We start from the raw sequence: 25,136 nt of genomic DNA, 5'->3' as shown, positions 1-25,136 counted from the left end.
ATGTCCAAGTACGAGCTGTTCGGGTGAGGGAATTCCCTCTTTTGGGATTAGATTCGGTGCGAAATCATGCAATATCTCGCCGGAACGTGGTCATTCTGCCAATTGTGGCGAACAGTAGAATGTAGACAATCATCACCAGCACACCAGTCGGTCGAGATAGCAAATCACCACTCGTCCCGCCGATTGCGCCGTAGAAACTGGTGCCCAGCGTGGCGTCGGCCGCGGCCCCGGGCAGGAATTTCGCGATCGACGACGTCGCGTCGAAGGAACCGAGTCCGACGCGGGCGATCGGTTCCACGAATTGCGTGAAGGCCAGCAGAATCACGATCGCCGCGACCTGATTCGGCACCATTGTCCCGAAGGCGACGCCCATCGCCGTCCACAGGACGAATACCACCACCGAGAACAGCAGCAGCGTGATGGTCTCGCCCTCACCGAGGAACGCGCCGTCGCCGAGGAAGCTCAGCATCGGCGCGCCGATGCCCACCACCGCCGCCGTCGCGACGATGCCGTAGGCGAGTCCCATCGGGATCGACGAGATGAGTTTGGCGCCGATCAGCTGATTGCGATCGGGGCCGACGAGCAGCGTCGTCGTAATAGTCTTGTGGCGGAACTCGTTGGTGACCGCGAGGCTGCCCACGACCAACGCGAAGACGTAGCCGATGGGTGAGGTCAGCGAGTAGACGGTGCGGGCCGCATCGGCCCCGGACAGTTGTGGCCCCTGTTCGCCGGGCATCTCCGAGGTCATCGAGAACGACATGACCAGCGCCATGAATCCGAGATACGCGACCATGGCGAGCAGCAGCACCCACCACATCCGCGTCGAAAAGAACTTGCGGTACTCCGCGATCAGTGCGCTCGTCATGCGGGCACCCCCGCTGCCGCCACCCCTGCCGCCGGCGCGGTGAGACGCAGGAAGACCGTCTCCAGATCGGCGCCGCGCTCGGTGAGTTCGTGCAGTTCGATGCCCGCCGCGAAGGCGGCCGCGCCGACCTGCGCGGGCGCGACGTCGGCGACGTAGATGTCCTCGATCCCCGGCGGCAGCGTCGCCGGATCGGCACCCGGCGCGATCCGCCATCCCTGCTCGACGGCGAGCCGTCGAAACCCTCCTCCGGCAGGCGTCCGGACACCGACGCCACGCTCGGCCATCGACTCGAACTGCTGCAACGACGACGCGTGGATGAGGCGCCCGGCGCTGATCACGACCACGTCGTCGACGGTGTGGCGCACCTCCCCGAGGACGTGGCTCGAGACGAGGACGGTGCGTCCCGAGGCGGCGATGGAGCGCAGCAGATGCCGAAGCCAGACGATGCCCTGCGGATCGAGTCCGTTGGCCGGTTCGTCGAGGACGACGATGTCCGGGTCGCCGAGCAACGCCGTCGCGAGCCCGAGGCGCTGGCGCATACCCATGGAGAAGCCACCGATGCGGCGTTCCACGGCGTCGGAGAGTCCGACGAAGTCGAGGACCTCGCGGCACCGCGCATCGGTGACCCCGACCTGCGGTGCCAGCACACGGAGGTGACCGATCGCGGTACGGCCGGGGTGGAAGCTCGACGCCTCGAGCGCCGCCCCGACGATCTGTGCCGGTTGGCGAATGGATGCGTACGGCTGCCCGCCGATGAGGGCGGTACCGGCCGTCGGCGCGACCAGCCCGAGCAGCATCCGCAGGGTGGTCGTCTTGCCGGAGCCGTTGGGACCGAGGAAACCGGTGACCCGGCCGGGGGCGACGGTGAAGGACAGATCGTCTACGGCGGTGACCGAGCCGAAACGTTTGGTGAGACCGTCGATCGCGATGGCCGGCGGAGACATGTCAGACCTCTCGGGTGGCGGGCGTGTTCTCGTTCGTCCTCACCCACCCTAGGCGACAGCCATAATGAGGGGCATGAGATCACGGACCCGCATCTTGACTGCGACGCTCGATCTCATTGCCGACAGCGGGTTCGAGGGAATCACGATTGCCGCCGTCGCCGAGAAGGCGCACGTCTCCCGGCAGACGGTCTACTCCATCTTCGGTACCCGCGAGGACATGGTCTCGCAGGCCTTCGTCGAATTGACCCTGGGCATGATGGATCAACTCCGCGAGCGACTTTCGGGCATGAGTACCCCGGCCGATTACGTCGTCGAACTGATCGTCGCCGGCCGGGCCATCGCCCGCGGTGACCCGACGCTGTCCACCCTCCTCCACGACCAGACCGCCAATCCCCTCTTCGACGACGGCATGATGGCGCGCGCGCTACCTGTCACCCGGGAGATGCTCACGCCCATCGCCGACCTCGAGCCGAGCCTCGCCGATCACATGGACGACATCGCGGAGCTGACGACGCTGCTCGCCGTGTCGGTCGTGCTCTTCACCGAAGCGACACGCGACGACGACGATCTCCGTCGGCTCCTGCATGCGTGGTGCGATCCGGCACTGCGCGCGATGGTCAGCTGAGCTGATCACCGCGCGCAGGCGCGACGTCAGTCGGCGTAGACCGCGAGGCGACGGGAGGCCTCGATGCCGGAGTAGTGTGCGGCGTCTCCCTGCAGCACCTGGCTCGTCCGGCCCCCGACATCGACGGGGATGTCGCCGGCGAGTGTGATGCGGTGCAGCTGACGCTTCTGGTTGCCGAAGTCCGCGATGCCGTAGTGCTGGGTCGCGCGGCTATCCCAGATGACGACGTCGCCCAGGCTCCAGTTCCAGCGAACCGTGTTCTCCAGCTTGATGATCCGCGCCTGCAGGAGATCGTAGAGGTACTGGAACTCCGAGCTCTTCAGGTCCTTGAACTCCTTGGCGAAATGCCCGAGCAGCAGGCTGCGCTCACCGGTCTCCGGATGCACCCGCACCACCGGATGCAGCGTGCGGTACTCGTCGCTGGTGAACTCCCTGTAGTGCTCGGCCTTGTCCGCGACGTCGACGCCGCCCGACGGTTCCTTCTGCGACACATAGTCGTACAGGTTGGTGTGGGTGGCCCACAGCTCCTCGGCCAATGCGCGCAGCGGTTCCGGCAGCTGCTCGTAGGCGGCGACGGTCGACGCCCAGGTGGTGGCACCGCCGTAGGAGGGCAGCGTGATGGCACGCAGGATCGACGCCTTCGGAATCCGGTCGACGAAGGTCACGTCGCTGTGCCAGCTGTTGGCCGCGCCCTCGATCGTCAGCAGCTGATCGCCGCGCGAGGTCACCGTGGGATGCGGAGCCGTCGGCTCGCCCAGCAACGACGCGAATGCGTACTGCGCACCGTCGTCGAGATGACCCTGATCGCTGAACGCGATGACCTTGTTCACCGCGAGCGCCAAACGGATCGCCTCGACCTGCTCGAGCGGCACATTGCCGCCCAACGTGACTCCTCCGATGCGCGCACCGATGTTCTCCGACAGCTTGTCCACGATGATCCCGGCCTCCCGGTACACCTGCTGCGCCCGGGCCTCCCGGTCCGTCCGTGCCTCCACCTGTGCCAGCGTCATGTGGTTCTCCTTGTTCGTACGATTCGTGCGGTGGCTGTATAGATCGTTCGAACCCAGTGCACCACTGGACTTTTCGACTCGCGAGGGTATTCCTCACGCTGAGAAATACCCTGAGTGGGTGTCAGTCGGCCAACGCCTCCGCCTCGGCGTCGATGGCGCGGCGGGCGGCGGCGGGGACGCGGACGTCGCCGGGGCGGTAGGTGACGGCACGCAGAGCGGAGCCGAAGCGGAAAACACCTCGACGACGCCGCAGCTCCGCATCGACCGGGCCCCGCGCGTCGAGTCCCACCGAGATCCCGGTCCACGGCGCCATACCCACCAACTGCACCTGCCGATCCAGCTTCGCCACCACCGACGCCCCGCCGTCCACCGTCGTCACCGACACCGTGAAATCCCACCGGGCATCCGCAGAAGCACTGGCGTGCAACGTGATCCGCGAGACATGAGCCGGCAACTCGGCGCTGACCCGCTGGACCCGGCCATACGCGTTGTACACCAGGACGACGGCGCCGTCCTCCACCGCGAGCAGATACCCGCCCTGCGGATCCCCATGTGCGACGACGACCCCTTCCGCCGCACCCGCGGCGACGGCGCCATCCCACTCGTCGAACTCCGCGATCACCTCGAAGTCGCGGTACGCGATCAACCGCGATGACCGGTACCGCTCCAACGTCGGTGTGCCGGCGAGCAACCGGACCGGATCGCTGTAGCGATCCTCATCCGGGCGGCGTCGGGCCTGATCGGCGGGCGAGTCGAACAGCGGGAACACCGTGTTCCGCCACGCCGCCTCCTCCCACCCCGCAGCGAGTTCAGCGACGAGGTCCGGGTGCTCGGACGCCACGTCGCGCGTCTCCGCCGGATCGGACCGGACGTCGTAGAGTTCCCACCGCGGATCGTCGACCTGCGCAGGATTCTCGCTGCGGGACAACAGCTTCCACCCGTCCCGATAGAACCCGCGATGCCCACCGAACTCCGCGTACTGTTCCCGACGCGGTGACTCGGCCGATGCATCCGCGAGCACCGAGGCAATGCTCACCCCGTCTCGTTCCTGCGCCGGTCGTCCGTGGCGGTGCGTCGGCGTCTGCGCGCCGATGAGATCGAGCAGCGTCGGCGCGAGATCGGTGACGTAGGCGAATTGTCGTCGAACGCCGTTGTCGTCGTCGGCACGCGCGATGCCCTCGGGCCACGAGATGATGAACGGCACCCGCACCCCGCCGGCGAAGGTCTGCCCTTTGTAGAAGCGGAACGGCGTGTTCGACGTCTGGCCCCACCCGCGCGGATAGTGGACACCCAGCGTCGACGACCCGATCAGTTCCTCGTCGTGCGGGACGTCGCGCTCCCAGTCCTCGGGGACCGGGCTGTGCACGAACTGCGCGAAATAGGAGCGGGTGCCGACCGGCCCACCCTCCGCGGTGCCCCCGTTATCCGAGGTGAACACGATGATGGTGTTATCCAGCTCGCCGAGTTCCTCCAGCGTGTTGACGATCCGCCCGACACTCTGGTCGACGCTGTCCACCATCGCCGCGTAGACCTCCTGATACCGCGCAAAGCGTTGCTGCTCTTCGGGTTCCAGTGAGTCCCACGGCGGGGCGTCGTAGCCGGGCTCGGTATTGCGCTCGGCGATCGGCGTGCCCGGATCGAAGAGGCCCGCCTCGACCTGCCGCGCGAACCGCTCCCGCCGGATCTCATCCCATCCCGCCTCATATCTGCCGCGGTACTTGGCGAGGTCGGCCTCCTTGACCTGATGCGGCCCGTGCATCGCGATGTGCGCGAAGTAGAGGAAGAACGGCTTGTCCTGATCCTGCGCCCGCAACGCCTTGATCTGGCCGATGGCACGATCGGTGAGTTCGTCGGTGACGTAGTAGTCGTCGGGGTAGGAGTCGACGTCGACGACGGAGTTGTCGGCGATCAGCTGATTCGGCGCGAAGAAGGAGTTGAGCCCTTCCAGCGATCCGTAGTAGCTGTCGAATCCACGTTGCAGCGGCCAGGACGCGCGGGTGCGGCCGGGCCCCATGTCCGCATCGCGGACCAGGTGCCACTTCCCGACGGCATACGTCGCATATCCGTTGTCCCGCAGGATCTCCGGGAGGGTGAGCACATCGTCGGCGAGCTGCAGCCGCAACCCGGGGAAGCCCGGATCGGAGTTCGCGACACTCCCGTACCCCGCCCGGTGCGGATTGAGCCCGGTGAGCAGCGCCGCCCGCGCCGGCGAGCAGACCGGCGTCGTGTGATAGTTCGAGAGCCGTAATCCATTGCGCGCCAGACGATCGATGTTGGGCGTGTCGATCTCGGCGCCGAACGGGGAGACGTCGGAGAAGCCCATGTCGTCGACCAGGACGACGACGACGTTGGGCGCTCCCCGACGCGCCGTCGGCTCCTGCGGCCACCACGGTTGGGAGACCGAACTCGTCCGCCCCACCGTCCCACCGAACTCCTCGTACCCGCGCGCGTACGGCGGCGGGGTGGTGGCGTGGGGTTGGCTGTCAGACGGCATCGGGTTCCTTTACGAGACATAGCCTTTGCGAGCGGGCTTCTCCCCACCTTCGCGGTGCCCGATCGCACTGTTCAACACTTCCGATCGTCGTGCGCAAAACCGGTTAAAGGCTTGCTGAATCTATCCCGATACTCCGTGCAGCAGCGCCGTTAGATTGAACTCCGCCCATCCCCCCCGACCATCGGAGGATCTCTCCATGCGCCGGTCACACCGTCGTCATCCCCTCGCCGTTCTCGTCCTCACGGTTCTCACCGTGCTGGCCGCGACCGGCTGTCAGTCGGCGGTGTCCCAACAACGCGAGGCATCGTCGACGACGCTGCGATCCGGCGACTCCGTACCCACCGGCGGCAACCTGCGCGTCGGCGTCCTGCGGGATCTCTCCCCCAAGACCTTCCTGCAGATCGGCACCGGCGCCCTCAACGGGCACGTCGTCGCGAATGTCTATGACACCCTGACCCACTACGCGAAAGACGATCTGACCGTCGAACCCGGATTGGCCACCGCGTGGCAGCTCGCGCCCGATGCCCGGTCCCTGACGCTGGATCTGCGCAAGGGCGTGAGGTATCACGACGGCCGGGAGTTCGTGTCGTCGGACGTGGAAGGCTCCATCAAGGCCTATCTCAGCGGTCCCTGGACGCCGCAGTTCAAGCGCACCGCCGCCGCGATCACCGGCTACGACACCACCGATCCGCACCGGGTGGTTCTCTTCTTCGAGCATCCGCTCAGCAACATCTTCGATCTCCTCGACTCGGCCCCGATCATCGATCCGCAGACCCTCCCGCAGCTCAAGGCGGGCACCGAGTTCAACGGCACCGGCCCGTTCCGCTTCGGCGAGTGGACACCCAACTCGTCGGTCTCGTTGGTCCGCAACGACTCCTACTGGGGCACGCGGGCGCCACTCGACACGGTGACGTTCTCCATCGCCACCGACAAGCAGTCGCTGTACACGCGGCTGCGCACCGGGCAACTCGACGTCGCCGAGGGCCTCGGCTATCACGACGAGCAACTCGCCACCGAACGCTACGGTTTCCGCGACGTCACCCTCACCGGAGCCGAATCGCAGGAGTACCTCGGCCTCAACGTCGCCAACCCGGCGCTGAAGGATGTGCGCGTCCGGCAGGCCATCGCCTTCGCACTGGACCGCCCGCGCATCATCAACGACGTCTTCCGCGGCAGCGGCTACGTCGTGAACCTGCCGTGGCCCAAATGGTCCCCGGCCTACGACGACGCCGCGAACAGCACCTACCGGCGCGACGTCGAGAAGGGCAAAGCGCTTGTCGCACAGGTCGGTGAGGTGCCCGAGCTGACCATCGATTACTCCACCCTCGGCAATGACCGGGTCATCGCGGAGATCGTGCAATCCAATCTGCGCGACATCGGCATCCCCACCCGCCTCGTCCCCAACGACAACACCCAGCAGTCGGAGAAGCTGATCGGCGGCAAGTTCGAGGGACTGTGGCTGCTGCAGCACGGGTTCGCCCAGTTCACCCCGTCGACGCTGGCCGTCTCCGCCTACCCGTTCAACGCGACGAAGAACTCCTCCAACTAACAGAACGACGAGTACACCGCCGCCGCGACCGCCGGCTGGACCGCACCCGGAGGTGACTCGCCCCCCGCGAAGGAGGCGTACCGACGGCTCTCCGACGTCCTGCTGCGTGATCTGTTCCTCGTGGAGATCGGCGTCGTCTTCCAGAAGGTGGCCACCAGCCCCGCCGTCGGCAACGTCGAGTGGGATCGCCGCAATCAGTTGCACTTCGGCGAGACGTACCTGAGCAGCACCGGAACGAAGGACTGATCCATGACCCGCTATCTGCTGCGCAGAATCCCGACCGCCCTGGTGGTGCTGTTCATCGCGTCGGTGTTGATCTTCGCGATCCTCCGGCTCATCCCCGGCGGTCCCGAGTCCGCCCTCGCCGGTCCCGACGCCACTCCCGAACAGCTGCAGGCGATTCGGCATGACCTCGGCCTCGACAAGGGTTTCCTCGCCCAGTACGCCGCCTGGATCGGCGGCGTCGTCACCCTCGACTTCGGGCAGAGCTATCAGGTGGGCGGCTCCATCTCCGATCTCATCGGGTACGGACTCGTGAACACGCTGGTGCTGACGCTATCGGCGTTGGTCGTCGCGATCATCGTCGCGCTGGTGTTGTCGCTGACGGTCACCATCGGTCGTAGTCCGAAGCTCAACGCACTGGTCACCGGTGTCAACGCGGCGGCCATCGCGCTACCGACCTTCGTCGTCGGGACCGTCCTGATCTTCGTCTTCGGTGTGCACCTGCGTTTGCTGCCCGCCGGCGGTACCCCGCCGCACGGCTTCACCGACAGCCTGCAGATCTCCGCGCAGTACGCACTGCTCCCCGCCATCACCCTGGGGCTACCCGCCGGGGCGATGCTCGCGCGCTTCCTCACCGAGGCGTTGCAGACCGAACTGCGCCAGCCCTACGTCACCACCGCACGCTCGCTGGGCATCTCGCATACGGAGATCGTGCTCCGTCACGCGCTGCGTAATGCGTTGCCGCCCACGCTCACCGCCTTCGGGTTGATCGTCGGATCACTGCTCGGCGGTGCCATCCTCGTCGAGGCGATCTTCGGCTGGCCCGGTCTGGGACTGCTCACCGAGCAGGGCATCTTCACCCGTGACTATCCCCTCGTCCAGGTCCTCATCCTGCTGTCGGTGACGGTGTTCGTCGTCGTGCAGTTGGCTGCCGACGTGGTGCATGCCTGGCTCGACCCGCGTATCCGATTGGCAGGTAAATGACATGGCGTCTCCGCAGCCGACACCCGCGGCACCGACACGACCCTCGGCGACGACATCACTCCGGGCCTCATCCCGGAGAGTCCCGACGACCGGTTCGCCAAGACCCGACGTATCCCGCTGTGGCGCAGCCTCGTTCGCGGACAGGGTCTCGCCGGACTCATCCTCGTCGGTATCGTCGTCGTGGCCGGCATCGCCGCGCCGCTGCTCGCACCGTTCGCCCCCGATCAACAGATCGACGGCGCATATCTGCTGCCGCCGAGCAGCACCCACTGGTTCGGCACCGACGAGGTCAACCGCGACGTCTTCAGCCGCGTCCTCTACGGCATCCGCGTCGATGTCCTGATCGTGTTCCTCGCCGTGCCCATCGGCGCCCTCCTGGGCACGCTGGCCGGTTTGATCTCCGTCTCGCACAGCGTGAGTGACGTTGTCACCCAACGCATCTTCGACGTCGTGCTCGCCTTCCCGGCGCTGGTCCTGGGCATCGCGCTGACCGCGATCCTCGGTCCCGGCGCGCTCACCATCGGTGTCGTCATCGTCCTCGCCGAGATCCCGGTGTTCGGCCGCCTCACCCGCGTCTCGGTCCTGAAGGTCCGGGAAATGCCGTATGTGGAGGCCGCCCGCGTCGCCGGCGCCACCAACTGGCGCATCCTGCGCAAGCACGTGCTGCCCAACTCCGTGGAGGCCCTCGGGGTCCAGCTCGCGCTGTCCCTGTCGCTCGCGGTCTTCATCGAGGGCGCGATGAGCTACATCGGCATCGGCATCACCGCGCCGACGCCGTCGCTGGGATCGATCCTCGCCTCCGGCAACGGCTACCTGGAAACCAATCCGTGGTTCTCGGTCGGCCCGCTCATCGCGATCTCCGCATTGGTCCTCGGCTTCTATCTCATCGCCCAGTCCATCTCCCGAGCCCGGAGGCAGTGACATGTCCAGCGACACAACCACACCCGCGCTCGTCGTCGACGATCTGCACGTCTCCTTCGACTATCCGCGCCCGGCCGTCGCCGGCATCAGTCTGCAGGTCGACCGCGGTGAGATCGTCGCCCTGGTCGGCGAGTCCGGCTCCGGCAAGACGATGACGGCGCTGGCGGCCATCGGCCTGCTGCCGTCGACGGCGAAGGCCACCGGGTCGGTGCGCGTCGACGGCCGCGAGGTCCTCGTCCTCGACGAGGCGGAACTCACCCGTATCCGCGGCTCCCACGTCGCGATGGTCTTCCAGGAACCACAGACCGCGCTGAATCCGGTTCGCACGATCGGATGGCAACTGCATCAGGCACTTCGGGCACACGGACGCATCTCCCGAAAGGCCGCCCGCGAGCGCGCCGTCGAACTCCTGCGCCTCGTGGAGATCCCCGATCCACAGAGCCGCGTCGACTATTACCCGCACCAACTCTCCGGTGGCCAGAAGCAGCGAGTCGTGATCGCCCTGGCACTCGCCGGTGAACCCGAACTCCTGTTGGCCGATGAGCCGACGACGGCCCTCGACGTCTCCGTGCAACGCGAGATCCTGGATCTGCTGCTGCGCCTGCGGGATCGGACGAACGCCGGGATCCTGCTCATCACCCATAACCTCGGGGTGGTCGCCGACATCGCCGATCGCGTCGTCGTGGTGCAGCTCGGCGAGGTGGTCGAGACCGGCGAGGTCTTCACCCTCTTCAGCAACCCGCAGGCGCCGTACACGCGTCAGCTCCTCGCGGCGGTCCCCAAGCTCCCCACCCTCGACGACGCCGCTGCGCGCGACGCGTCCGGACTCGAACCGGTCATCCTCGACGACGCCGAGCCCACCGCTTCGGGCGAGCCCGCCCCCTCACCGATCCTGCTGGTCGAGAACGTCACCGTCTCCCATCCCGGCCGCCACGGCGCGCGGGCACATGTGGCGCTCGACGATGTATCGCTGGCGGTCTCGCCCGGCGAGGTGCTGGGCGTCGTCGGTGAATCCGGTTCCGGCAAGACAACTCTCGGCCGCGCCATCGGCGGACTGCTCCCGCTGCAGGCCGGGCACATCTACGTCGACGGCCAGGATCTCGAGCGTGCGTCGAGGGCCGAACTCCGCCGCACCCGTCGTCGACTCGCGTTTGTCCCGCAGGACCCGACGGCGTCTCTCGACCCGCGGTTCACCGTGGGCGAATCCATCCGCGAACCCCTCGAGATCCAGAACATCGGCAGCAGTGAGGACAAGGCCCACCGCATCGACGAACTCCTCGACGCGGTACACCTTCCCCGATCGTTCTCCACCCGACTCCCCCATGAGCTCTCCGGCGGGCAGCGTCAGCGGGTCGCCCTCGCGCGTGCGCTGTCGGTGGATCCGGCGCTGCTGATCGCGGATGAGCCGACCAGCGCGCTGGACGTGTCCGTGCAGGCGCGGGTGTTGGAACTGTTCTCCGACCTGCAGCAGCAGTTCGGGTTCGCGGCGGTGTTCATCAGCCACGATCTCGCCGTCATCGAACGCGTCGCCGACCGCGTCGTCGTACTCCGCAACGGTCGTGTCGTCGAATCCGGCGATGCCACCATCACTCTCACCGCGCCGGCGCACACCTACACGCGCCGGCTGGTGGAGGCGGTGCCGCTACCCGATCCGGTGCTGCAGCGACTCCGCCGCACCGTGGTGACGTCGGGGAGCTGACGGGATCAGGCCCCGACAGCCGTCAGCGTCGGCTTCTTCTCCGAGGCACCGGCGCTCGTGCTGTAGTGCAGCTCGGACTCGTCGACGGCGACCTTCCGCAGCGATTTGCGGTCGGCGTAGTAATTCATCGACATCGTCCACGGCTCGTCGACACCCTGCTGCGGCAGCCGGTCCAGCGCACGCTTGACGTAGCCGGCTCCGAAGTCGAGCAGCGGACGCGTCTGCATCCCTTCGGGCGCAACGGGTTCCACGGCGTCGTACCCGTTGGCGTCCATGTAGGCCAGGACGCGGCAGAAGTACTCGCAGAGGAGTCCGACCTTCAGCGTCCACGAGGAGTTGGTGTAGCCGATGGCGATCGCCAGGTTCGGCACACCGGAGAACATCAGGCCCCGGAAGGCGACGTTCTTGGTCATGTCGATCTTCTCGCCGTCGCGGTAGAGATCCATCCCGCCGAGCAGCTGGATGTTGAGACCCGTTGCGGTGACGATGATGTCGGCCTCGAGCTCGTTGCCGCTCTCGAGCAGGATGCCCTTCTCGGTGAACCTCGTGATCCGATCGGTGACGATCGACGTCGATCCCTCACGCAGCGTCTTGAACAGGTCACCGTTGGGCACCGCGCACAGGCGCTGATCCCACGGGTTGTACGGCGGGTTGAAGTGCTCGTCCACCGCGTAGCCCTTGGGCAGGAACTTCTTGTTGACGGTGCGGATCGCCTTGCGGGCGAGCGTCGGGAAGCGCTGCGCGAACTCGTAGACGAGCCGCTGCTGGGCGATGTTCTTCTCCCGGGAGATCGCGTACGCCGGCTTCTCCGGCAGGATGCGGCGCATCAGGTTCGCGAACGGATCCTCGCGTGGGATGGGCATGATGTAGGTCGGGGTGCGCTGCAGCATGGTGACATGCCCGGCCTTCGCGGCCATCGACGGCAGAATCGTGACAGCCGTTGCGCCACTACCGATCACGACGACCTTCTTGCCGGTGTAATCGAGATCCTCCGGCCAGTGCTGCGGGTGGATGATCTGCCCGGTGAAGTCATCACGGCCGGCGAACTCCGGCGTGAATCCCTCGTCGTAGTTGTAATAGCCCGCGCCGCTGAAGATCCACGACGCCGTGATCTGGATGCGCTCACCGTCGGCGCGGTCGATCTCGACGGTCCAACGCGCGCCCGCCGACGACCAGTTCGCCGAGATCACCTTGTGCCCGTACCGGATCTTGTCGGTGAGGCCGTTCTCCGCGATCGTCTCGTGGAGATAGTCGAGGATGCGCGGGGCGTCGGCGATGGATTGCCGGTCGGTCCACGGCTTGAACTCGTAGCCGAAGGTGTGCAGATCGCTGTCCGAGCGGATGCCGGGGTACTTGAACAGCTCCCAGGTGCCGCCGGAGACGTCGCGCGCCTCCACGATGGTGAAGGTCTTCTGCGGGAGTTCGGTGGTGAGGTAGCGCCCGGCGCCGATGCCGGAGATGCCTGCACCGATGATCAGGACGTCGACTTCCTCGACGGGAGCGGTAGCAGCGGACATGGTCGCCTCCTGGGCTGGTCTTCCGGGGCTCGCCAACTGTGTGTCAACGAGCGTTGTCGCGTTGTCATCCAGAATGCTCGACGCAGTCGATCAATGCCAGCAACGATACGCCCCCTTATGAAGGACAGGATGGTGCATACTGCACCACATGACCGCTCCCTGGCCGACACCCTCACCCCGCATCCGTGAGCTGATCAGGGAAGCCGCCGAGGTGGCGCTGGCCAACGCAGCCGGGTGGCAGGACGACCTGCACGACGCCTCACTGGCCGGTGTCCGGATGAGCGCCATCAACGACGACCCGGTCCTCGCCGACGGCATCCGCACCACGAACCTCGCGAACGCCCTGCACTGGACCGTCGCCAACATCAGCCGGCCCGGTGAACGCGTCACCTTCGAGGCGTCGTCGGAGATCCTCGGCACCGCCCGGGACCTCGTGCGCCGCGGCCTCGATCAAGCGGCCCTCGACGCCTTCCGTACCGGCCAGGCCATCGCGTGGCAGCGCTGGATGGAGATCTGCTTCACCCTCACCGACGACGCGTCGGAACTCCGCGATCTCCTCGGCATCACCGCACGATCCATGTCGCTGTTCATCGACGACGCCGTCGACGGCATGTCCGCGCAGATGTACGCCGAGCGCGACGAGCTCGAACGCGGCACCCACGCCGAACGACGAGAAGCCGTGGCCCTCATCCTCGAGGGCGCACCCATCCCGCTCGCCCGCGCGGAAGTGCAGCTCGGCTACCGGCTCGTCGGATCGCACCTCGCGCTGGTGGTGTGGAGTCACGAGGCCGATGCCGCCGGTCACCTCGACGCCGCCGTCGACGAGATCACCCGCGGCAACGGCAGCAGCCGCCCGCTCACCATCGTCTCCAGCGCCGGCTCCCGCTGGATGTGGCTGCCGACAACAACATTCGACGACCCGACCGTCGACGACCCCAGCCGGCACCCCTACCCGGGCGTCCGCATCGCGGTCGGCCGCCCCGGTGAGGGCGTGGACGGATTCCGCAGCAGCCACTTTCAGGCGTTGACGACGCAGCGCCTGATGTCTCGTCTGTCCGAGACACACCACGTGGCGCACTACGACGAGATCCGCCTCGTCTCCCTGCTCACCAGCGATCCCGGAGCCGCCGACGACTTCCTCACCGACACCCTCGGCGACTTCGCCGACGCCGGCGATGAGCTCATCACCACCATCCGCACGTGGATCTCGCTGCAGTGCAACACCTCCCGGACCGCCGAAGTGCTCTACACCCACCGCAACACGGTCATCCGCCGGCTCGCGCGCGCCGACGAACTGCTCCCCCGCCCCCTCGCGGACAACCTCGTCGACATCGCCGCCGCGCTGGAGTTGCTGCGGTGGCGGTAACCCTCAGCGCAAACACACCACTTTGGGGTGTCTGTACTGCTCAGGCGGCCCTCACCTTGCTCTCGCGCAGCTCGCGCAGTGCGGTCCGCAGGCCACGGCGCTTGCCCGTCGCCGGGTCGACGCCGAAGTGATTGGCCATGCCATCGCGCACGTTGAACCGCAACTCCGACGCCGTCTCCGGGGCGTCGTCGGAGGTGGCCTTCAGCATGGCGTTGGGCGCCGAGAGTTTCGCGATGGTCCGAAAGGACTGCGCGTACTGATGCAGGATCGACCCGGTGGTGTAGGGCAGATCGTACTTCTGGCACAGTTGCCGCACCCGCACCCCGATCTCCTCGTACCGGTTGCTGGGGAGATCCGGGAAGAGATGATGCTCGATCTGGTGGCTGAGGTTGCCACTCATGAACCGCATCACCGGTCCGGCCCGAAAGTTGGCTGATCCCAACATCTGTCGCAGATACCAGCGGGGCTGATCCTCGTTCTCGTACTCGTCGACGGTGAACTTCTCCGCACCGTCGGGGAAGTGTCCGCAGAAGATGACCATGTACGCCCAGTAGTTGCGCACGATGTTCGAGGTGAAGTTCGCCGTCAGCGTCGTCTTCCAGTTCGGGCCGGCGAGGGCTGGGAAGATCAGGTAATCCTTGGCCGCCTGTTTGCCCATCTTGCGGCCGATCACCCTCAGGTCCTTCGCCGCCTGCGCGTAGCTCTTCTCCCCGTTGCGCAGCTTCTCCGTCTCCAGATGATGCAGTGCCACACCGGTTTCGAAGAAGGTGCCCAGCAGCAGGTTGTAGACCGAGTTGCCGATGTTCCACCACTCCCACGGCTGATCGCGCGTGACCCGCAGGATGCCGTAGCCCACGTCGTCGTCCATCCCGACGACGTTGGTGTACTTGTGGTGGACAAAGTTGTGCGAGTGCTTCCACTGCACCGACGGGCAGTTGGTGTCCCATTCCCAATCCGAGGAGTGGATCTCCGGATCGTTCATCCAGTCCCACTGGCCGTGCATGACATTGTGGCCGAGTTCCATGTTCTCGACGATCTTCGCGACCGAGAGCATCGTTGTCCCCAAGAGCCACATCGGCTTTCGGTTGCTGAACATCAGCGCCAGACGGCCGCCGGCGGCCATGGACCGTTGAAAGGTGATCGTGCGCCGGATGTACTTCGCGTCGGCGGCGCCGCGGGATTCCTCGATGTCGCGGCGGATGGCGTCGAGTTCGGCGCCGAGGGCCTCGACGTCTGCGTAGGTCAGGTGGGCGTACTCGTCGATATCGGTGATGGCCATGAATCTCCTAGAGGTCGAGGGTGCATTCGCCGGAGACGGCGCTGATGCAGGTCTGGATGCGGTCCCCTTCTCGATGTTCGTTTCCGTTCCGCAGGTCGCGGACGTAGCCGCCGGTGAGCTCGACGACACAGGTTTGGCAGATGCCCATGCGGCATCCGAAGGGCATCGCGATGCCCAGATCTTCACCGGCTTCCAGGAGCGTGGTGGCTCCGTCGAGCTCGGCAGTCTTGTCCGATCGCGTGAACGTGACGGTGCCGCCTTCACCACCCACGTCGGTGCGGGCGATCGCGAAGCGTTCGATGTGCAGGTGATCCCGGATCCCGGCGTCGTCGAATCGCTCTTCGACGTCGTCGAGCATGGCGACCGGTCCACACGCCCAGCAGGCCCGTTCCCGCCAGCCGGGGACCTCCGCGTCGAGGTCGGCGAGATCGAACTTGCCGTCCTGGCGCGTCAGACGCAGGTGCAGATCGTAGGTGGGCAACTCCTGGGCCAGCGACTCCAACTCGTCGAGGAAGATGACGTCCTCCCGGGTCGGCGCGGAGTGGATGTGCACGATATCCGGATGCGGTGTCGCGTTTTTCAGATGCCGGAGCATCGCCATCACCGGGGTGATGCCGCTGCCTGCGGTGAGGAAGAGGATGGAGTCCGGGACCGGCTCGGGCAGGTGGAAGTCGCCCTTGGGTGCGGCGAGGCGGATGATGGTGCCCGGCTGGACGCCGTCGACGAGGTGGGTGGAGAGGAAGCCGTCCGGGTTGGCCTTCACCGTGACGGTGATGACGCTGTTCTCCTGATCGCCGATCGACGTCAACGAGTACGAGCGCCAATGCCAGCGGCCGTCGACCTGCAGGCCGATGCCGACGTACTGTCCGGGCTTGTACGAGTCGGGGAAGCCCCAGCCGGTACGGATGCGGACGGTGGCGGAGTCCTCGGTCTCGCGGACCACGTCCTCCACCTGCCCGCGCAGTTCACGCGCGCTCCACAGCGGATTGACGAGGTGCAGATAGTCGTCGGGCAGCAACGGGGTGGTGGCTCGGGCGATGAGTCCTCGCACGATGTTCACCTGCGGCTTCTTGGCCTCCACGCCCTCCGCCGGCCGCTTGCTCCATTTGAGTAGGTTCACGGGCCTCCTCCCATCTGTGCACAACCGTACACTGAGCTTGTGCGCTGGGTCACATGGTAGGAAATCGGCGCGCGTAGGGTGGGGAACACGCACGGATTTCCCCGCGATCGAGTCCAGGGCGCGGGTCACCACGCAATCAGGGAGGCACATATGCCAACCATCGTGATCATCGGCGGCGGACTCGCCGGAGCCAAGGCCGCAGAAGCGTTGCGGGAGAAGGACTTCGACGGCGACATCGTCTTGTTCGGCACGGAGAACCACCTGCCGTATGAGCGCCCGCCCCTTTCCAAGGACTTCCTCCAGGGGAAGAAGTCGCTCGAGGACTTCACCGTCCACGACAATGACTGGTACCGCGACAACAAGATCGACCTGCGCCCCGGCACCGAGGTGATCGGCGTCGACTCGTCGTCGAAGACGGTGACCCTGCCGGACAACTCGACCGTCTCCTACGACAAACTCCTGCTCGCCACCGGCTCCCGATCGCGCCACCTCGACATCCCCGGCTCCGACGCCGAGGGTGTCCATTACCTGCGCTCCATCGACGACGCGGAGAAGTTGCGCGACGCCATCGGTGAGGGCACCCGGGTCGCGATCGTCGGCGGCGGCTGGATCGGCCTGGAGGTCGCGGCGAGCGCCCGCGAGCGCGGCGCCGAGGTCACCGTCGTCGAACGCTCCGATCTTCCCCTCGGCCATGTCCTCGGCGACGAGGTCGCGCAGGTCTTCTTCGACCTACACAAGGAGCACGGTGTCACGTTCCACACCGGCATCGGCGTCAACGGCATCCTCACCGACGGCGGCAAGGCCACCGGCCTCGATCTCGACGGCGAGCTCACCGTCGACGCGGACGTCGTCCTCGTCGCCGCGGGCGCGGTGGGCAACCTGGAGGTCGCCGAGTCCGCCGGTCTCGATATCGACGGCGGCGGCGTCCTCGTCTCCGCGGGTCTGCGGAGCAGCGATCCCGACATCTACGTCGTCGGGGACATCGCCAACGCCGAGCACCCGATCCTCGGCGGGCGCGTCCGCACCGAGCACTGGGCGAACGCGCTCAATCAGCCCGCCGTCGCCGCGGCCAACTTGCTCGGCGGCAGCGAGGAGTACGACAATCTCCCCTACTTCTTCACCGACCAGTATGACCTCGGGATGGAATATGCCGGTCTCTCAACGGGATACAGCTCCGTGGTCTTCCGCGGCGACGTCGGCAAACGCGAATTCGTCGTCCTCTGGCTCGACGACGACAAGCACGTCCTGGCCGGGATGCAGGTCAACATCTGGGATCAACTCGACGACATCAAGAAGCTCATCGTCGCGAAACAGGCCGTCGATGTGGAGAAACTCGCCGACGATTCGGTACCGCTCGCTAGTCTGCTGAGCTAGACGGGGTGTAATTGACGCGGCGTCGCGCGTCGCGACCCGAGAAGGTTGCGAGGAAGCGAGGCCACCGCGATGACGGACTACGCACACTATGTGCACCCCGACCGTCCGTCGTGGCCGTTCGACGTCTCCCCGACCGAGTACTTCCTCGACGCCCCGCGTACCGAGCAGCGTCTCAGCATCAACATGCGGCGCCGGGGCTTCGGCCTCGGCGATCGGGTGTGGATCTACGAGGGCAATCCCGTGGGCAGATTCGTCGGGTACGGCGAGGTGGTGTCGCCGTTGGAGTTCTCCGGGCAGGACGGCAGCGAACGTATCTGGACCTACGGCATCCAGTTCGATTGGGCCATCAGCCGGCGCCTCGCGTCGATGACCGATCAGCCCGAGATCATCGAGAGCCCGTTGCGCCGCAGCCCGTATCTCCTCAACGCCACCGAGGTGCGGGGCCTCCGGAAGCTCGCACCCACCGCGGGCATCTCCGACGGCCCCGGCGCGGCAGGCCGGCTCCGCCACGGCATCGCCCTGTCCGCACGCCAGGGCGAGTTCGCCTTCCGCGATGAACTGTTGCGCGCCTATGACTCTCGCTGCGCCATCACCGGCAGCTCCGAGACCTCGCTGTTGCAGGCGGCCTACATCGCCGACTTCGACAGCATCCACCGCAACCGTCTGGAGAACGGACTGCTGCTGCGCGCCGACGTGCACAACCTCTTCGACGCGGGACTGTTGTGGATCGATACGAAGCGAGTCGTCCGGGTCCACCCCAGCCTCACCGAGAAGATCTACCGCGACCTCGACGGCGTGAAACTGACCGCCCCGCAGCGCGGATACGCCAAACCGGCAGCCGCGCTGCTGACCGAGCACCGCAAGGGCCGCAGGGTATGACATCGATCGTCCTGTGAGAGTTGCACTCCGAGCCGAAGGACATCTCCTGCCCCGACACCGCCTCCCCGAATCGCTCACCGAGTTCCTCGAAATCTGGTGCGCGGATCTCCTCGCGCCGCTCAACGGCCAGGAGCGCGACTCCTTTCTGCGTACCGCGCGCGGCGTGTACGCCGAGGGGCCGTACCCGTCGCGGCTCGACGTCCAGCGGCATGTGGAGATCGCGCGCGGAATCATCACCGGCGACGCAGCTGCCGGGGCGTTGATCGCGGAGACGCCGTCCGGGGTCCGCAGCCTCACCGCCCAACTCGCCGATCCCGATCGCACCGCGTACGCGGTCCGGATGCTCAGCGCCTATCCGTACACCGACGAGCTGCTGCCCGCCGTCGACGAGGCTTTCTCAGCAGGCCTGCTCACCGGCGAGCAACGCGTCGAGATCCTGTCGGCGGCGTTGAAGGCGCCGCCCCTTCCGCCGCCCGCGGACCTGCCCGCCGGACTCCTGCCGGTGCCCAGCGGCTACCCGCGGGCGCTCGCACACAGTCGGGAGCGGCGCGTCGCCCGGTCCCGGACGGGCGGGACCTGACGAGACGTCGGCCTCAGGCGTAGCTGACCGCGTCGTCGTGCTGCAACCGCGGCAGACGATCGAACCAGGGGTTCTCACCGGGGTGTCCGAGGTTGACCACGAGCAGCGAGGTGAAGCGGCCGTCGGGGAAGAACTCGGCATCGACGCCGTCCTTGTCGAATCCGCCCATCGGTCCGGCGGCGAGACCCACGGCCCGCGCGGCCATGATGAAGGAGCCGGCCTGCAGCGTCGCCGATAACTGACCCATGGCCAGGCGCATCGGCTCGTCGGCCTCGAGCATGTCCTGCATCTCTGGCCGGAACGGGAGGGTTTCCGCGGTGTGCTCGTGGAAGCGCGTATCGAGCGCGAGGATCGCGGTGGCCGGCGCGGACTCCACCTTCGCGACGTTGCCCTCGCTGATGTGCGGCAGCAGCCGCGTCTTGCCCTCGGCCGAGCGCACGAAGACCACTCGCAGCGGCTGCGTGTTCGCCCCGGTCGGCGGCCATTTCGCCAGGTTCCAGAGCTCGTCGAGTTCGGCGTCGGTGACCGGCGTATCGGCGAAGTTGTTGGCCGTGCGTGCGTCGTAGAACAGAGTCGCCCTGCCCTGCTCGTCGAGCACCGGCAGTCGCAGGTCGGTGGGTGTCGGTCTGCAGCGTCATGATCTCGGGACCCTCGACGACGGCCCTCCGGTGTCGGTGACCTACCGCCTCTCCCCGCGGGGCGAAGCCCTCATCCCCGCGTTGAACCAGTTGGCTTCGTGGGCAAGGGAAAACCTGCCCGCCCGTAACTGATCCGACTACCCTCGCAAGCCATGAGCCGGCCGCGGACGAGCTCGCACCCGCGGTGACCTGGCTGCTGCTCGGCGCGATTGCCTTCTCCTGGCTGGGCGACGGCGCCGCCACCTTCTTCCCGTTCGACGACGAGTTGCCACCCATGCTCGCCTGTTTCGGAGTCGCGCATCTCCTCTACATCTGGCTGTTCGCGAAACACCTACAGCAGCAACCCTTTCCACGCTGGGCACTCATCTACATCGCGTGGTGGATCGCGATGGTCGCCGTGCTGTGGCCGCACCTGGGTGGTCTCGCAGGGCCGGTCGCGGTGTACGGGTTGGTGCTCGGCGGCACCGCGGCATTCGCGAGCCGGTGCGGACCGATCATCGCGGCCGGCGGCGTCTTCTTCCTCGTCTCCGACACGATCCTGTGCGGATCTTTCTCCCCGACCTCCTCCCCGGCACCCTCGGCAGCGCCGCGGTCATGGCCACGTACACGTTTGGTCAGGGACTCATCGCGTGGGGCGTGGTCAGGAGCCACCAGGCATCAAACCCCGTCATTCCGGAAAAGGCCACTAACTCGGAATAACGCGAGAGCCATTCCGGCTGCGCCGAGCACCAGCGCCTACGACATCAAACGTCCTGATCTCGGCCGGTTTCGGCATGAAACGAGTCGATTCGGGTCAGAATCAGGACGTTTGTGGCATGCCCTCTGAGTCTGCGTGTTGCTGATGTCAGCGAACCGAATGATGGCACTCGGTATGGCGTGTGCTTTGGCGTAGCGTCGATCGCGCGAGTTCTCGGTGGACCGGCCGGCGAAGTGGGAGTTCTGATGGCTGCGTGAGGGCGATGCCGCGGAACTGGGCTCGTGTCGACGAACTCGACACCCTCGGTGGACGGAATCAAGCGCGCCGCGACAGGCGACAGGAACCCAGCGCGATCATTGCCTCTGAAGAGTCCTCCGTCAGCTCCGACCAACCCTCTCAGGGCCTCCGTTGGCCGGCATCGACGTCCCCACGATCAACGACTCCGACGCCGACGCGTCCGTTGACGCATCAACCGTCAACGCTCTTCTCGCTTCGGTGTCGGCCGCGGTGGCCGAGGTCGACTCCACAGATTCAGCCGGTACGCCCGGAGACGCCTCCGAGGCGACGGCTGGCAGCGTCGGCGAGTCTCGCGCCGGTGCGGATGTGCCGGCCACTGGTGTGGCCACAGCCCCGACGACCGAGCCGTCGTCGACCGGCGAGTCGGCGTCTACAGCGGGCGGTGACTCGAGTGGCGAAACCGAGAGCACAGCAACGTCTTCCGACGGGGATTCATATGGTTCCGGGGAAGCAGAATCGACCGGGTCATCCGGCGCTGACGGTTCAACCGCAACCGACGGCAGCACCTCTTCGTCACACGGCGGCGGTGCCGGTACGTCGACCACCAGTTCTGTTGGTGACGCCCCGTCCGGCAGTTCTGACGCCGAGGGCTCCGATGACTCCTCATCCTCGGACGATGCAGCCGGACCGTCGTCCTCCGCCACCGCGAGTGACGAGGGCTGATACCCGTCTTGCGATCCCGGTGGGGTCGAATATCGTAGCGGGCGTCGGAGTGGACCTATCGAGGTAGTGAACGAATGGCGGACCAGCCCACGCTGCAACGAAAGCTAGGGGTCGGTGACGCGGTCGTCGTCGGCTTGGGATCGATGATCGGCGCAGGCATCTTCGCGGCGTTGGCGCCGGCGGCCGCGGCTGCAGGTACCGGACTGCTGATCGGGCTGGCGATCGCTGCTGTGGTTGCGTACTGCAACGCGATGTCGTCGGCACGGCTGGCTGCCAGGTATCCACAGTCGGGCGGCACCTACGTCTACGGCCGCGAACGACTCGGCCCGTTCTGGGGATATCTCGCGGGCTGGGCCTTCGTGGTCGGCAAGACCGCGTCCTGCGCGGCGATGGCACTCACGGTCGGTGCGTACGTGTGGCCCGAGTACGCCCGAGCCGTCGCGGTCGCCGCAGTTGTCGCTGTGACTGCGGTGAATTACCGAGGGATTCAGAAGTCGGCGTTGCTGACCCGGGTGATTGTCGTCGCGGTGCTCGCAGTCTTGGCGGCGCTCGTCGTCTCGGCGGCGGGCTCCGGTGCGCTGCACTCGGATCGGCTGGCGATCTCCTCGGACTTCTCGGCCTACGGCGTCCTGCAGGCCGCGGGGCTGCTGTTCTTCGCGTTTGCCGGCTACGCCAGAATCGCCACCCTCGGCGAGGAGGTCCGCGACCCGACGCGCACCATCCCCCGGGCCATCCCGATAGCGCTGGCGATGACGTTGGCGGTGTACGCGATCGTTGCGGCGACATCGCTCGCGGTGTTGGGTCCGGAGCAGATGGCAGCGTCAGTGGCACCGCTGACCGACGTGGCCAGGGCGAGCGGCGTCCCCGCGATGGTCGTCATCGTCGGCGTCGGCGGTGCGGTCGCCGCGCTCGGCTCGCTGCTGTCGCTCATCCTCGGCGTCTCGCGCACCGGCCTCGCCATGGCTCGCGATCACCATCTCCCATCTCAGCTGGCGGCCGTTCACCCGAAATACCGTGTCCCGCACCGCGCCGAGGTTGCCGTCGGCGCGATTGTTGCCGTCCTCGCCGCCACCGTCGACCTCCGCGGTGCGATCGGTTTCTCCTCATTCGGAGTCCTTACCTACTACTGCATCGCGAACGCCTCCGCGTGGACCCTGTCACCCACCGAAGGCCGACCCGCACGCTGGATTCCGCTTGTCGGGGCCGTCGGATGCGTCGTACTCGCCTTCACGTTGCCGCGTGCATCCGTCGTCTCCGGCGTCGCGGTGCTCGCGATCGGTGTAGCGATCTACGTTGTGCGCACTCAAGTCCGCTTGCGAAGTTAGTTACGCTGCCGTCTCAGACCTCCTACCGCCGAACAACATCCTCGCCTACGATCGCCTCGCTTATCGGCAATGTCGTACCGCTCAGCTACGTTCCTGCCATGACACCCCGCGAGCATCGAGCAACGTCCGATCGCCGGTGGACCACATCGCTCGATCCGAACTGCACACCAAACATCACTCCACTCGCAACCGGTTTCGATGAACTCGACAATCTGCTCGGCGGATACCGGCCAGGCAGCGTCACAATCGTCTGCGGTGAGCCCGGCGTTGGAACTTCGAGCTTCCTTCTGACATCCTTGCGCTGCAATGTTTTTCGCGAACGACGGGCCACAACGCTCTACTGCGCGGATCGACCCGAGCGTGATATTGCCAACCACATCGTTGCCGCTCAGACCAAAGTGCCTTGGCGCGTGCTCCTGAGCGCTGAATGCGATCACGCGGAATGGCCCAGAGCAGCGGCCTGGACACAGCAGAACGCCGACGCGCCGCTTCGGATCGAAACCTCGTGCGTCGGTCTTCACGAGTTGATCGACGACGTCGAACGCCTCGGCCCAACTCCCAGCGCTCCCCGGCTGATCGCCGTCGATCCGCTGACGAGCTTCGCCGGTACCCCACTGCTCACGACGCAGCTCGTCGACGCCGCTCAGGCGCTGAAGGCGGTCGCCCTGCGCCTCGATGTGCCTATCATCGCCACGTCGGGCACCAATCTTCTTCCCGACGACCCGGCCTTCGACGCACTCGCTCGAGTCGCCGACACCGTCATCGGAGTGGAACGACCCGACCTCCGATACACGGACCATCCACGTTCGAATGAGGCCGACATCATCGTGCATAAGTGCCGCACTGGTTCGACAGGTTCGATCACTGTCGCAGCGCGCCTTGAGCTTGGTTTGTTCTCGGCCTTCGCTCGTGACTGGCAAGACGCGGTGTGGGAGCCGTTCCGGTAGCCAGTGGCCATCTCCCCCGTTTCGTCAATCAGGCGTCGGCGGAGATTGGTAACACCTCACGAGGTGGCGTCGATCACACAGGGGAATCCTACATACAGTTGGAGAAGTCATTGCCAAAGAACAAGCTGCCCGGAGTGCTGTGCCTCGAAGGAGATTGGAACGACGACCCAACCAGTCCAATGACAGTCGAGCCGGTATTCGACTATCTCGCGCGCATGCAAGTGCTCCAGCTGCACCACCGGAATGTCAACACCTGGTCGGAGCTCGCATTGCATCTTGAGAACTGGGCAGGGAGGGCGTACCGCGATTATGAATACCTCTACCTGGGCTTCCACGGGGAACCTGAGATGCTCGACATCGGAGGAGAGATGTTCGGTCTCGACTCACTTCGCGCCAAGCTCCGGGAGGCGTGCGCGGGGCGAGTGGTATTTCTCGCTGCGTGCGGTGCACTAGACAGCAGCGAGCGCTCGTTGACTCAGTTCTGCAAAGAGACCGGCGCGGACGCCATCATCGGATACACCGAGGTTGTCCCCCACGTCGACGCCGCTGCATTCGAGATGCTGGCTTTTAACCAGCTAGTGGAGCTCAGAAGCGCTGGCCGCCAGCCGAAAACAATTCACAAGGCGATCGCCCAGAAGTATCCCGATCTTGCTCGACAGCTCGGATTCCGCGTAGCTACCAGAAATTGGGTTTCCCAGTTCGACGACTGAGCCGAAATACCTCAAAACACCCTCCACTGACGATTGGACGCCGAATGACTGCGAAAGTGGCGATGCTCGACAAGTACATTGCCGAGAATGTTGGATACGACCTCGCCGAATGGCCAGGCGGTTGGCCCGGCGAGATCGAGGCAGCATTGATCGATGCGATCTTCTCTATTCGCGCCCGTTACGGAAGCCCAAACACTGGCGTTCGCGCAGTTGTAAATAATTGGAAGAAACGGTCTGGACGGACTGTTCGTGCCGACGACCTGTCAGTACTCGCCAACACCGAGCCCTCGAGCTTCGTTGACATCGTCCACAACTCCTCCAGGGCGAGCGGCCGGTCTAACCTCAATCTTTCGTGAGGTGGCGGTCCCTTGTTGAGTGGCCCGGATGAGTGGTCTGAGGACTGAATTCCGGGTGTGGACCGTGGCGTGTTG

Annotated in this window: 24 protein-coding genes; 16 read left to right on the top strand and 8 right to left on the bottom strand. The window is 66.1% G+C overall.

Annotated features, from left to right (window positions below):
* Nucleotides 1-64 precede the first annotated feature (64 nt).
* The gene (locus ACZ4TW_RS17920; RefSeq protein ID WP_465544864.1) at nt 65-865 is read right to left on the bottom strand and encodes an ABC transporter permease; all 801 of its coding nucleotides are present in this window, start codon (nt 863-865) and stop codon (nt 65-67) included.
* On the bottom strand, nt 862-1,809 hold the full coding sequence (locus tag ACZ4TW_RS17915; RefSeq protein WP_465544862.1) for an ABC transporter ATP-binding protein: 948 nt from the start codon (nt 1,807-1,809) through the stop codon (nt 862-864). Before ACZ4TW_RS17915 ends, ACZ4TW_RS17920 begins: the two co-directional genes overlap by 4 nt.
* A gap of 73 nt (nt 1,810-1,882) precedes the next feature.
* Between ACZ4TW_RS17915 and ACZ4TW_RS17910 the strand changes: the two genes are divergently transcribed.
* A complete protein-coding gene (locus ACZ4TW_RS17910) occupies nt 1,883-2,434 on the top strand; it encodes a TetR/AcrR family transcriptional regulator (protein WP_465544860.1) in 552 nt (183 codons plus the stop codon).
* A 26-nt stretch (nt 2,435-2,460) separates the two neighbouring features.
* Here the strand turns inward: ACZ4TW_RS17910 and ACZ4TW_RS17905 are convergent, their stop codons facing one another.
* Together ACZ4TW_RS17905 and ACZ4TW_RS17900 are read right to left on the bottom strand one after the other, a co-directional pair.
* Nucleotides 2,461-3,444 carry a TauD/TfdA dioxygenase family protein gene (locus ACZ4TW_RS17905; RefSeq protein WP_465544858.1) on the bottom strand — a complete coding sequence of 328 codons (984 nt, stop codon included), beginning with the start codon at nt 3,442-3,444 and terminating at the stop codon, nt 2,461-2,463.
* 121 nt (nt 3,445-3,565) lie between these two features.
* Nucleotides 3,566-5,938 carry an arylsulfatase gene (locus ACZ4TW_RS17900; protein ID WP_465544857.1) on the bottom strand — a complete coding sequence of 791 codons (2,373 nt, stop codon included), beginning with the start codon at nt 5,936-5,938 and terminating at the stop codon, nt 3,566-3,568.
* Nucleotides 5,939-6,134: 196 nt separating this feature from the next.
* Between ACZ4TW_RS17900 and ACZ4TW_RS17895 the strand changes: the two genes are divergently transcribed.
* From ACZ4TW_RS17895 to ACZ4TW_RS17875, 5 genes are all read left to right on the top strand, one after another.
* Entirely contained in the window at nt 6,135-7,487 is a 1,353-nt protein-coding gene (locus ACZ4TW_RS17895; protein WP_465544855.1) for an ABC transporter substrate-binding protein, read from the top strand.
* A 120-nt stretch (nt 7,488-7,607) separates the two neighbouring features.
* A complete protein-coding gene (locus ACZ4TW_RS17890) occupies nt 7,608-7,733 on the top strand; it encodes a hypothetical protein (protein ID WP_465544853.1) in 126 nt (41 codons plus the stop codon).
* Nucleotides 7,734-7,736: 3 nt separating this feature from the next.
* On the top strand, nt 7,737-8,693 hold the full coding sequence (locus tag ACZ4TW_RS17885; protein ID WP_465544851.1) for an ABC transporter permease: 957 nt from the start codon (nt 7,737-7,739) through the stop codon (nt 8,691-8,693).
* A 54-nt stretch (nt 8,694-8,747) separates the two neighbouring features.
* Nucleotides 8,748-9,614 (top strand): ABC transporter permease, encoded by an 867-nt coding sequence (locus ACZ4TW_RS17880; RefSeq protein WP_465545032.1) that lies wholly within the window; start codon nt 8,748-8,750, stop codon nt 9,612-9,614.
* Nucleotide 9,615: 1 nt separating this feature from the next.
* The gene (locus tag ACZ4TW_RS17875; protein WP_465544849.1) at nt 9,616-11,313 is read left to right on the top strand and encodes a dipeptide ABC transporter ATP-binding protein; all 1,698 of its coding nucleotides are present in this window, start codon (nt 9,616-9,618) and stop codon (nt 11,311-11,313) included.
* A gap of 5 nt (nt 11,314-11,318) precedes the next feature.
* Here ACZ4TW_RS17875 and ACZ4TW_RS17870 read toward each other — a convergent pair whose 3' ends face one another.
* Entirely contained in the window at nt 11,319-12,830 is a 1,512-nt protein-coding gene (locus tag ACZ4TW_RS17870; protein WP_465544847.1) for a flavin-containing monooxygenase, read from the bottom strand.
* Nucleotides 12,831-12,978: 148 nt separating this feature from the next.
* Between ACZ4TW_RS17870 and ACZ4TW_RS17865 the strand changes: the two genes are divergently transcribed.
* Entirely contained in the window at nt 12,979-14,196 is a 1,218-nt protein-coding gene (locus ACZ4TW_RS17865; RefSeq protein WP_465544845.1) for a PucR family transcriptional regulator, read from the top strand.
* 40 nt (nt 14,197-14,236) lie between these two features.
* On the opposite strand, the gene ACZ4TW_RS17860 is transcribed toward ACZ4TW_RS17865, so the two are convergent.
* A complete protein-coding gene (locus tag ACZ4TW_RS17860; RefSeq protein WP_465544843.1) occupies nt 14,237-15,475 on the bottom strand; it encodes a fatty acid desaturase family protein in 1,239 nt (412 codons plus the stop codon).
* Between the two features lie 7 nt (nt 15,476-15,482).
* The gene (locus tag ACZ4TW_RS17855; RefSeq protein WP_465544841.1) at nt 15,483-16,595 is read right to left on the bottom strand and encodes a ferredoxin reductase; all 1,113 of its coding nucleotides are present in this window, start codon (nt 16,593-16,595) and stop codon (nt 15,483-15,485) included.
* A 150-nt stretch (nt 16,596-16,745) separates the two neighbouring features.
* On the opposite strand from ACZ4TW_RS17855, the gene ACZ4TW_RS17850 reads away from it, so the two are divergent.
* The 3 genes from ACZ4TW_RS17850 (at nt 16,746) to ACZ4TW_RS17840 (ending at nt 19,428) form a co-directional block, all read left to right on the top strand.
* On the top strand, nt 16,746-17,969 hold the full coding sequence (locus tag ACZ4TW_RS17850) for an NAD(P)/FAD-dependent oxidoreductase (RefSeq protein WP_465544839.1): 1,224 nt from the start codon (nt 16,746-16,748) through the stop codon (nt 17,967-17,969).
* Between the two features lie 69 nt (nt 17,970-18,038).
* Nucleotides 18,039-18,848: an HNH endonuclease gene (locus ACZ4TW_RS17845; protein ID WP_465544837.1), complete on the top strand. Its 810-nt coding sequence runs from the start codon at nt 18,039-18,041 to the stop codon at nt 18,846-18,848.
* Between the two features lie 13 nt (nt 18,849-18,861).
* Complete coding sequence (locus tag ACZ4TW_RS17840) at nt 18,862-19,428, top strand: hypothetical protein (RefSeq protein WP_465544835.1); 567 nt, start codon at nt 18,862-18,864, stop codon at nt 19,426-19,428.
* Between the two features lie 13 nt (nt 19,429-19,441).
* On the opposite strand, the gene ACZ4TW_RS17835 is transcribed toward ACZ4TW_RS17840, so the two are convergent.
* Nucleotides 19,442-20,026: a malonic semialdehyde reductase gene (locus tag ACZ4TW_RS17835; RefSeq protein ID WP_465544833.1), complete on the bottom strand. Its 585-nt coding sequence runs from the start codon at nt 20,024-20,026 to the stop codon at nt 19,442-19,444.
* Nucleotides 20,027-20,042: 16 nt separating this feature from the next.
* On the opposite strand from ACZ4TW_RS17835, the gene ACZ4TW_RS17830 reads away from it, so the two are divergent.
* The 6 genes from ACZ4TW_RS17830 (at nt 20,043) to ACZ4TW_RS17805 (ending at nt 25,061) form a co-directional block, all read left to right on the top strand.
* Nucleotides 20,043-20,198 carry a winged helix-turn-helix transcriptional regulator gene (locus ACZ4TW_RS17830; protein WP_465544831.1) on the top strand — a complete coding sequence of 52 codons (156 nt, stop codon included), beginning with the start codon at nt 20,043-20,045 and terminating at the stop codon, nt 20,196-20,198.
* Between the two features lie 52 nt (nt 20,199-20,250).
* Nucleotides 20,251-20,892 (top strand): lysoplasmalogenase, encoded by a 642-nt coding sequence (locus tag ACZ4TW_RS17825; protein WP_465544829.1) that lies wholly within the window; start codon nt 20,251-20,253, stop codon nt 20,890-20,892.
* Nucleotides 20,893-21,797: 905 nt separating this feature from the next.
* Nucleotides 21,798-23,048, top strand: coding sequence for an APC family permease (locus ACZ4TW_RS17820; RefSeq protein WP_465544827.1), 1,251 nt, complete (start codon nt 21,798-21,800; stop codon nt 23,046-23,048).
* Between the two features lie 98 nt (nt 23,049-23,146).
* Nucleotides 23,147-23,995: a DnaB-like helicase C-terminal domain-containing protein gene (locus ACZ4TW_RS17815; RefSeq protein WP_465544826.1), complete on the top strand. Its 849-nt coding sequence runs from the start codon at nt 23,147-23,149 to the stop codon at nt 23,993-23,995.
* 98 nt (nt 23,996-24,093) lie between these two features.
* Nucleotides 24,094-24,705 (top strand): DUF6642 family protein, encoded by a 612-nt coding sequence (locus ACZ4TW_RS17810; RefSeq protein ID WP_465544824.1) that lies wholly within the window; start codon nt 24,094-24,096, stop codon nt 24,703-24,705.
* A 56-nt stretch (nt 24,706-24,761) separates the two neighbouring features.
* Nucleotides 24,762-25,061, top strand: coding sequence for a hypothetical protein (locus tag ACZ4TW_RS17805; RefSeq protein ID WP_465544822.1), 300 nt, complete (start codon nt 24,762-24,764; stop codon nt 25,059-25,061).
* Nucleotides 25,062-25,136: the final 75 nt, after the last annotated feature.

Source organism: Agromyces sp. NPDC029043, assembly GCF_055564615.1.
The sequence above is the reverse complement of the archived record's forward strand: the minus strand, read 5'-3'. Positions and strand labels throughout refer to the sequence as shown.

Excerpts from the sequence above, each read along its gene's own strand:
- ACZ4TW_RS17820 (WP_465544827.1), top strand. The coding sequence starts at position 21,798 with ATGGCGGACCAGCCCACGCTGCAACGAAAGCTAGGGGTCGGTGACGCG.
- ACZ4TW_RS17915 (WP_465544862.1), bottom strand. The coding sequence starts at position 1,809 with ATGTCTCCGCCGGCCATCGCGATCGACGGTCTCACCAAACGTTTCGGC.
- ACZ4TW_RS17870 (WP_465544847.1), bottom strand. The coding sequence starts at position 12,830 with ATGTCCGCTGCTACCGCTCCCGTCGAGGAAGTCGACGTCCTGATCATC.
- ACZ4TW_RS17860 (WP_465544843.1), bottom strand. The coding sequence starts at position 15,475 with ATGGCCATCACCGATATCGACGAGTACGCCCACCTGACCTACGCAGAC.
- ACZ4TW_RS17845 (WP_465544837.1), top strand. The coding sequence starts at position 18,039 with ATGACGGACTACGCACACTATGTGCACCCCGACCGTCCGTCGTGGCCG.
- ACZ4TW_RS17850 (WP_465544839.1), top strand. The coding sequence starts at position 16,746 with ATGCCAACCATCGTGATCATCGGCGGCGGACTCGCCGGAGCCAAGGCC.
- ACZ4TW_RS17900 (WP_465544857.1), bottom strand. The coding sequence starts at position 5,938 with ATGCCGTCTGACAGCCAACCCCACGCCACCACCCCGCCGCCGTACGCG.
- ACZ4TW_RS17920 (WP_465544864.1), bottom strand. The coding sequence starts at position 865 with ATGACGAGCGCACTGATCGCGGAGTACCGCAAGTTCTTTTCGACGCGG.
- ACZ4TW_RS17905 (WP_465544858.1), bottom strand. The coding sequence starts at position 3,444 with ATGACGCTGGCACAGGTGGAGGCACGGACGGACCGGGAGGCCCGGGCG.
- ACZ4TW_RS17865 (WP_465544845.1), top strand. The coding sequence starts at position 12,979 with ATGACCGCTCCCTGGCCGACACCCTCACCCCGCATCCGTGAGCTGATC.
- ACZ4TW_RS17815 (WP_465544826.1), top strand. The coding sequence starts at position 23,147 with ATGACACCCCGCGAGCATCGAGCAACGTCCGATCGCCGGTGGACCACA.
- ACZ4TW_RS17895 (WP_465544855.1), top strand. The coding sequence starts at position 6,135 with ATGCGCCGGTCACACCGTCGTCATCCCCTCGCCGTTCTCGTCCTCACG.
- ACZ4TW_RS17910 (WP_465544860.1), top strand. The coding sequence starts at position 1,883 with ATGAGATCACGGACCCGCATCTTGACTGCGACGCTCGATCTCATTGCC.
- ACZ4TW_RS17875 (WP_465544849.1), top strand. The coding sequence starts at position 9,616 with ATGTCCAGCGACACAACCACACCCGCGCTCGTCGTCGACGATCTGCAC.
- ACZ4TW_RS17885 (WP_465544851.1), top strand. The coding sequence starts at position 7,737 with ATGACCCGCTATCTGCTGCGCAGAATCCCGACCGCCCTGGTGGTGCTG.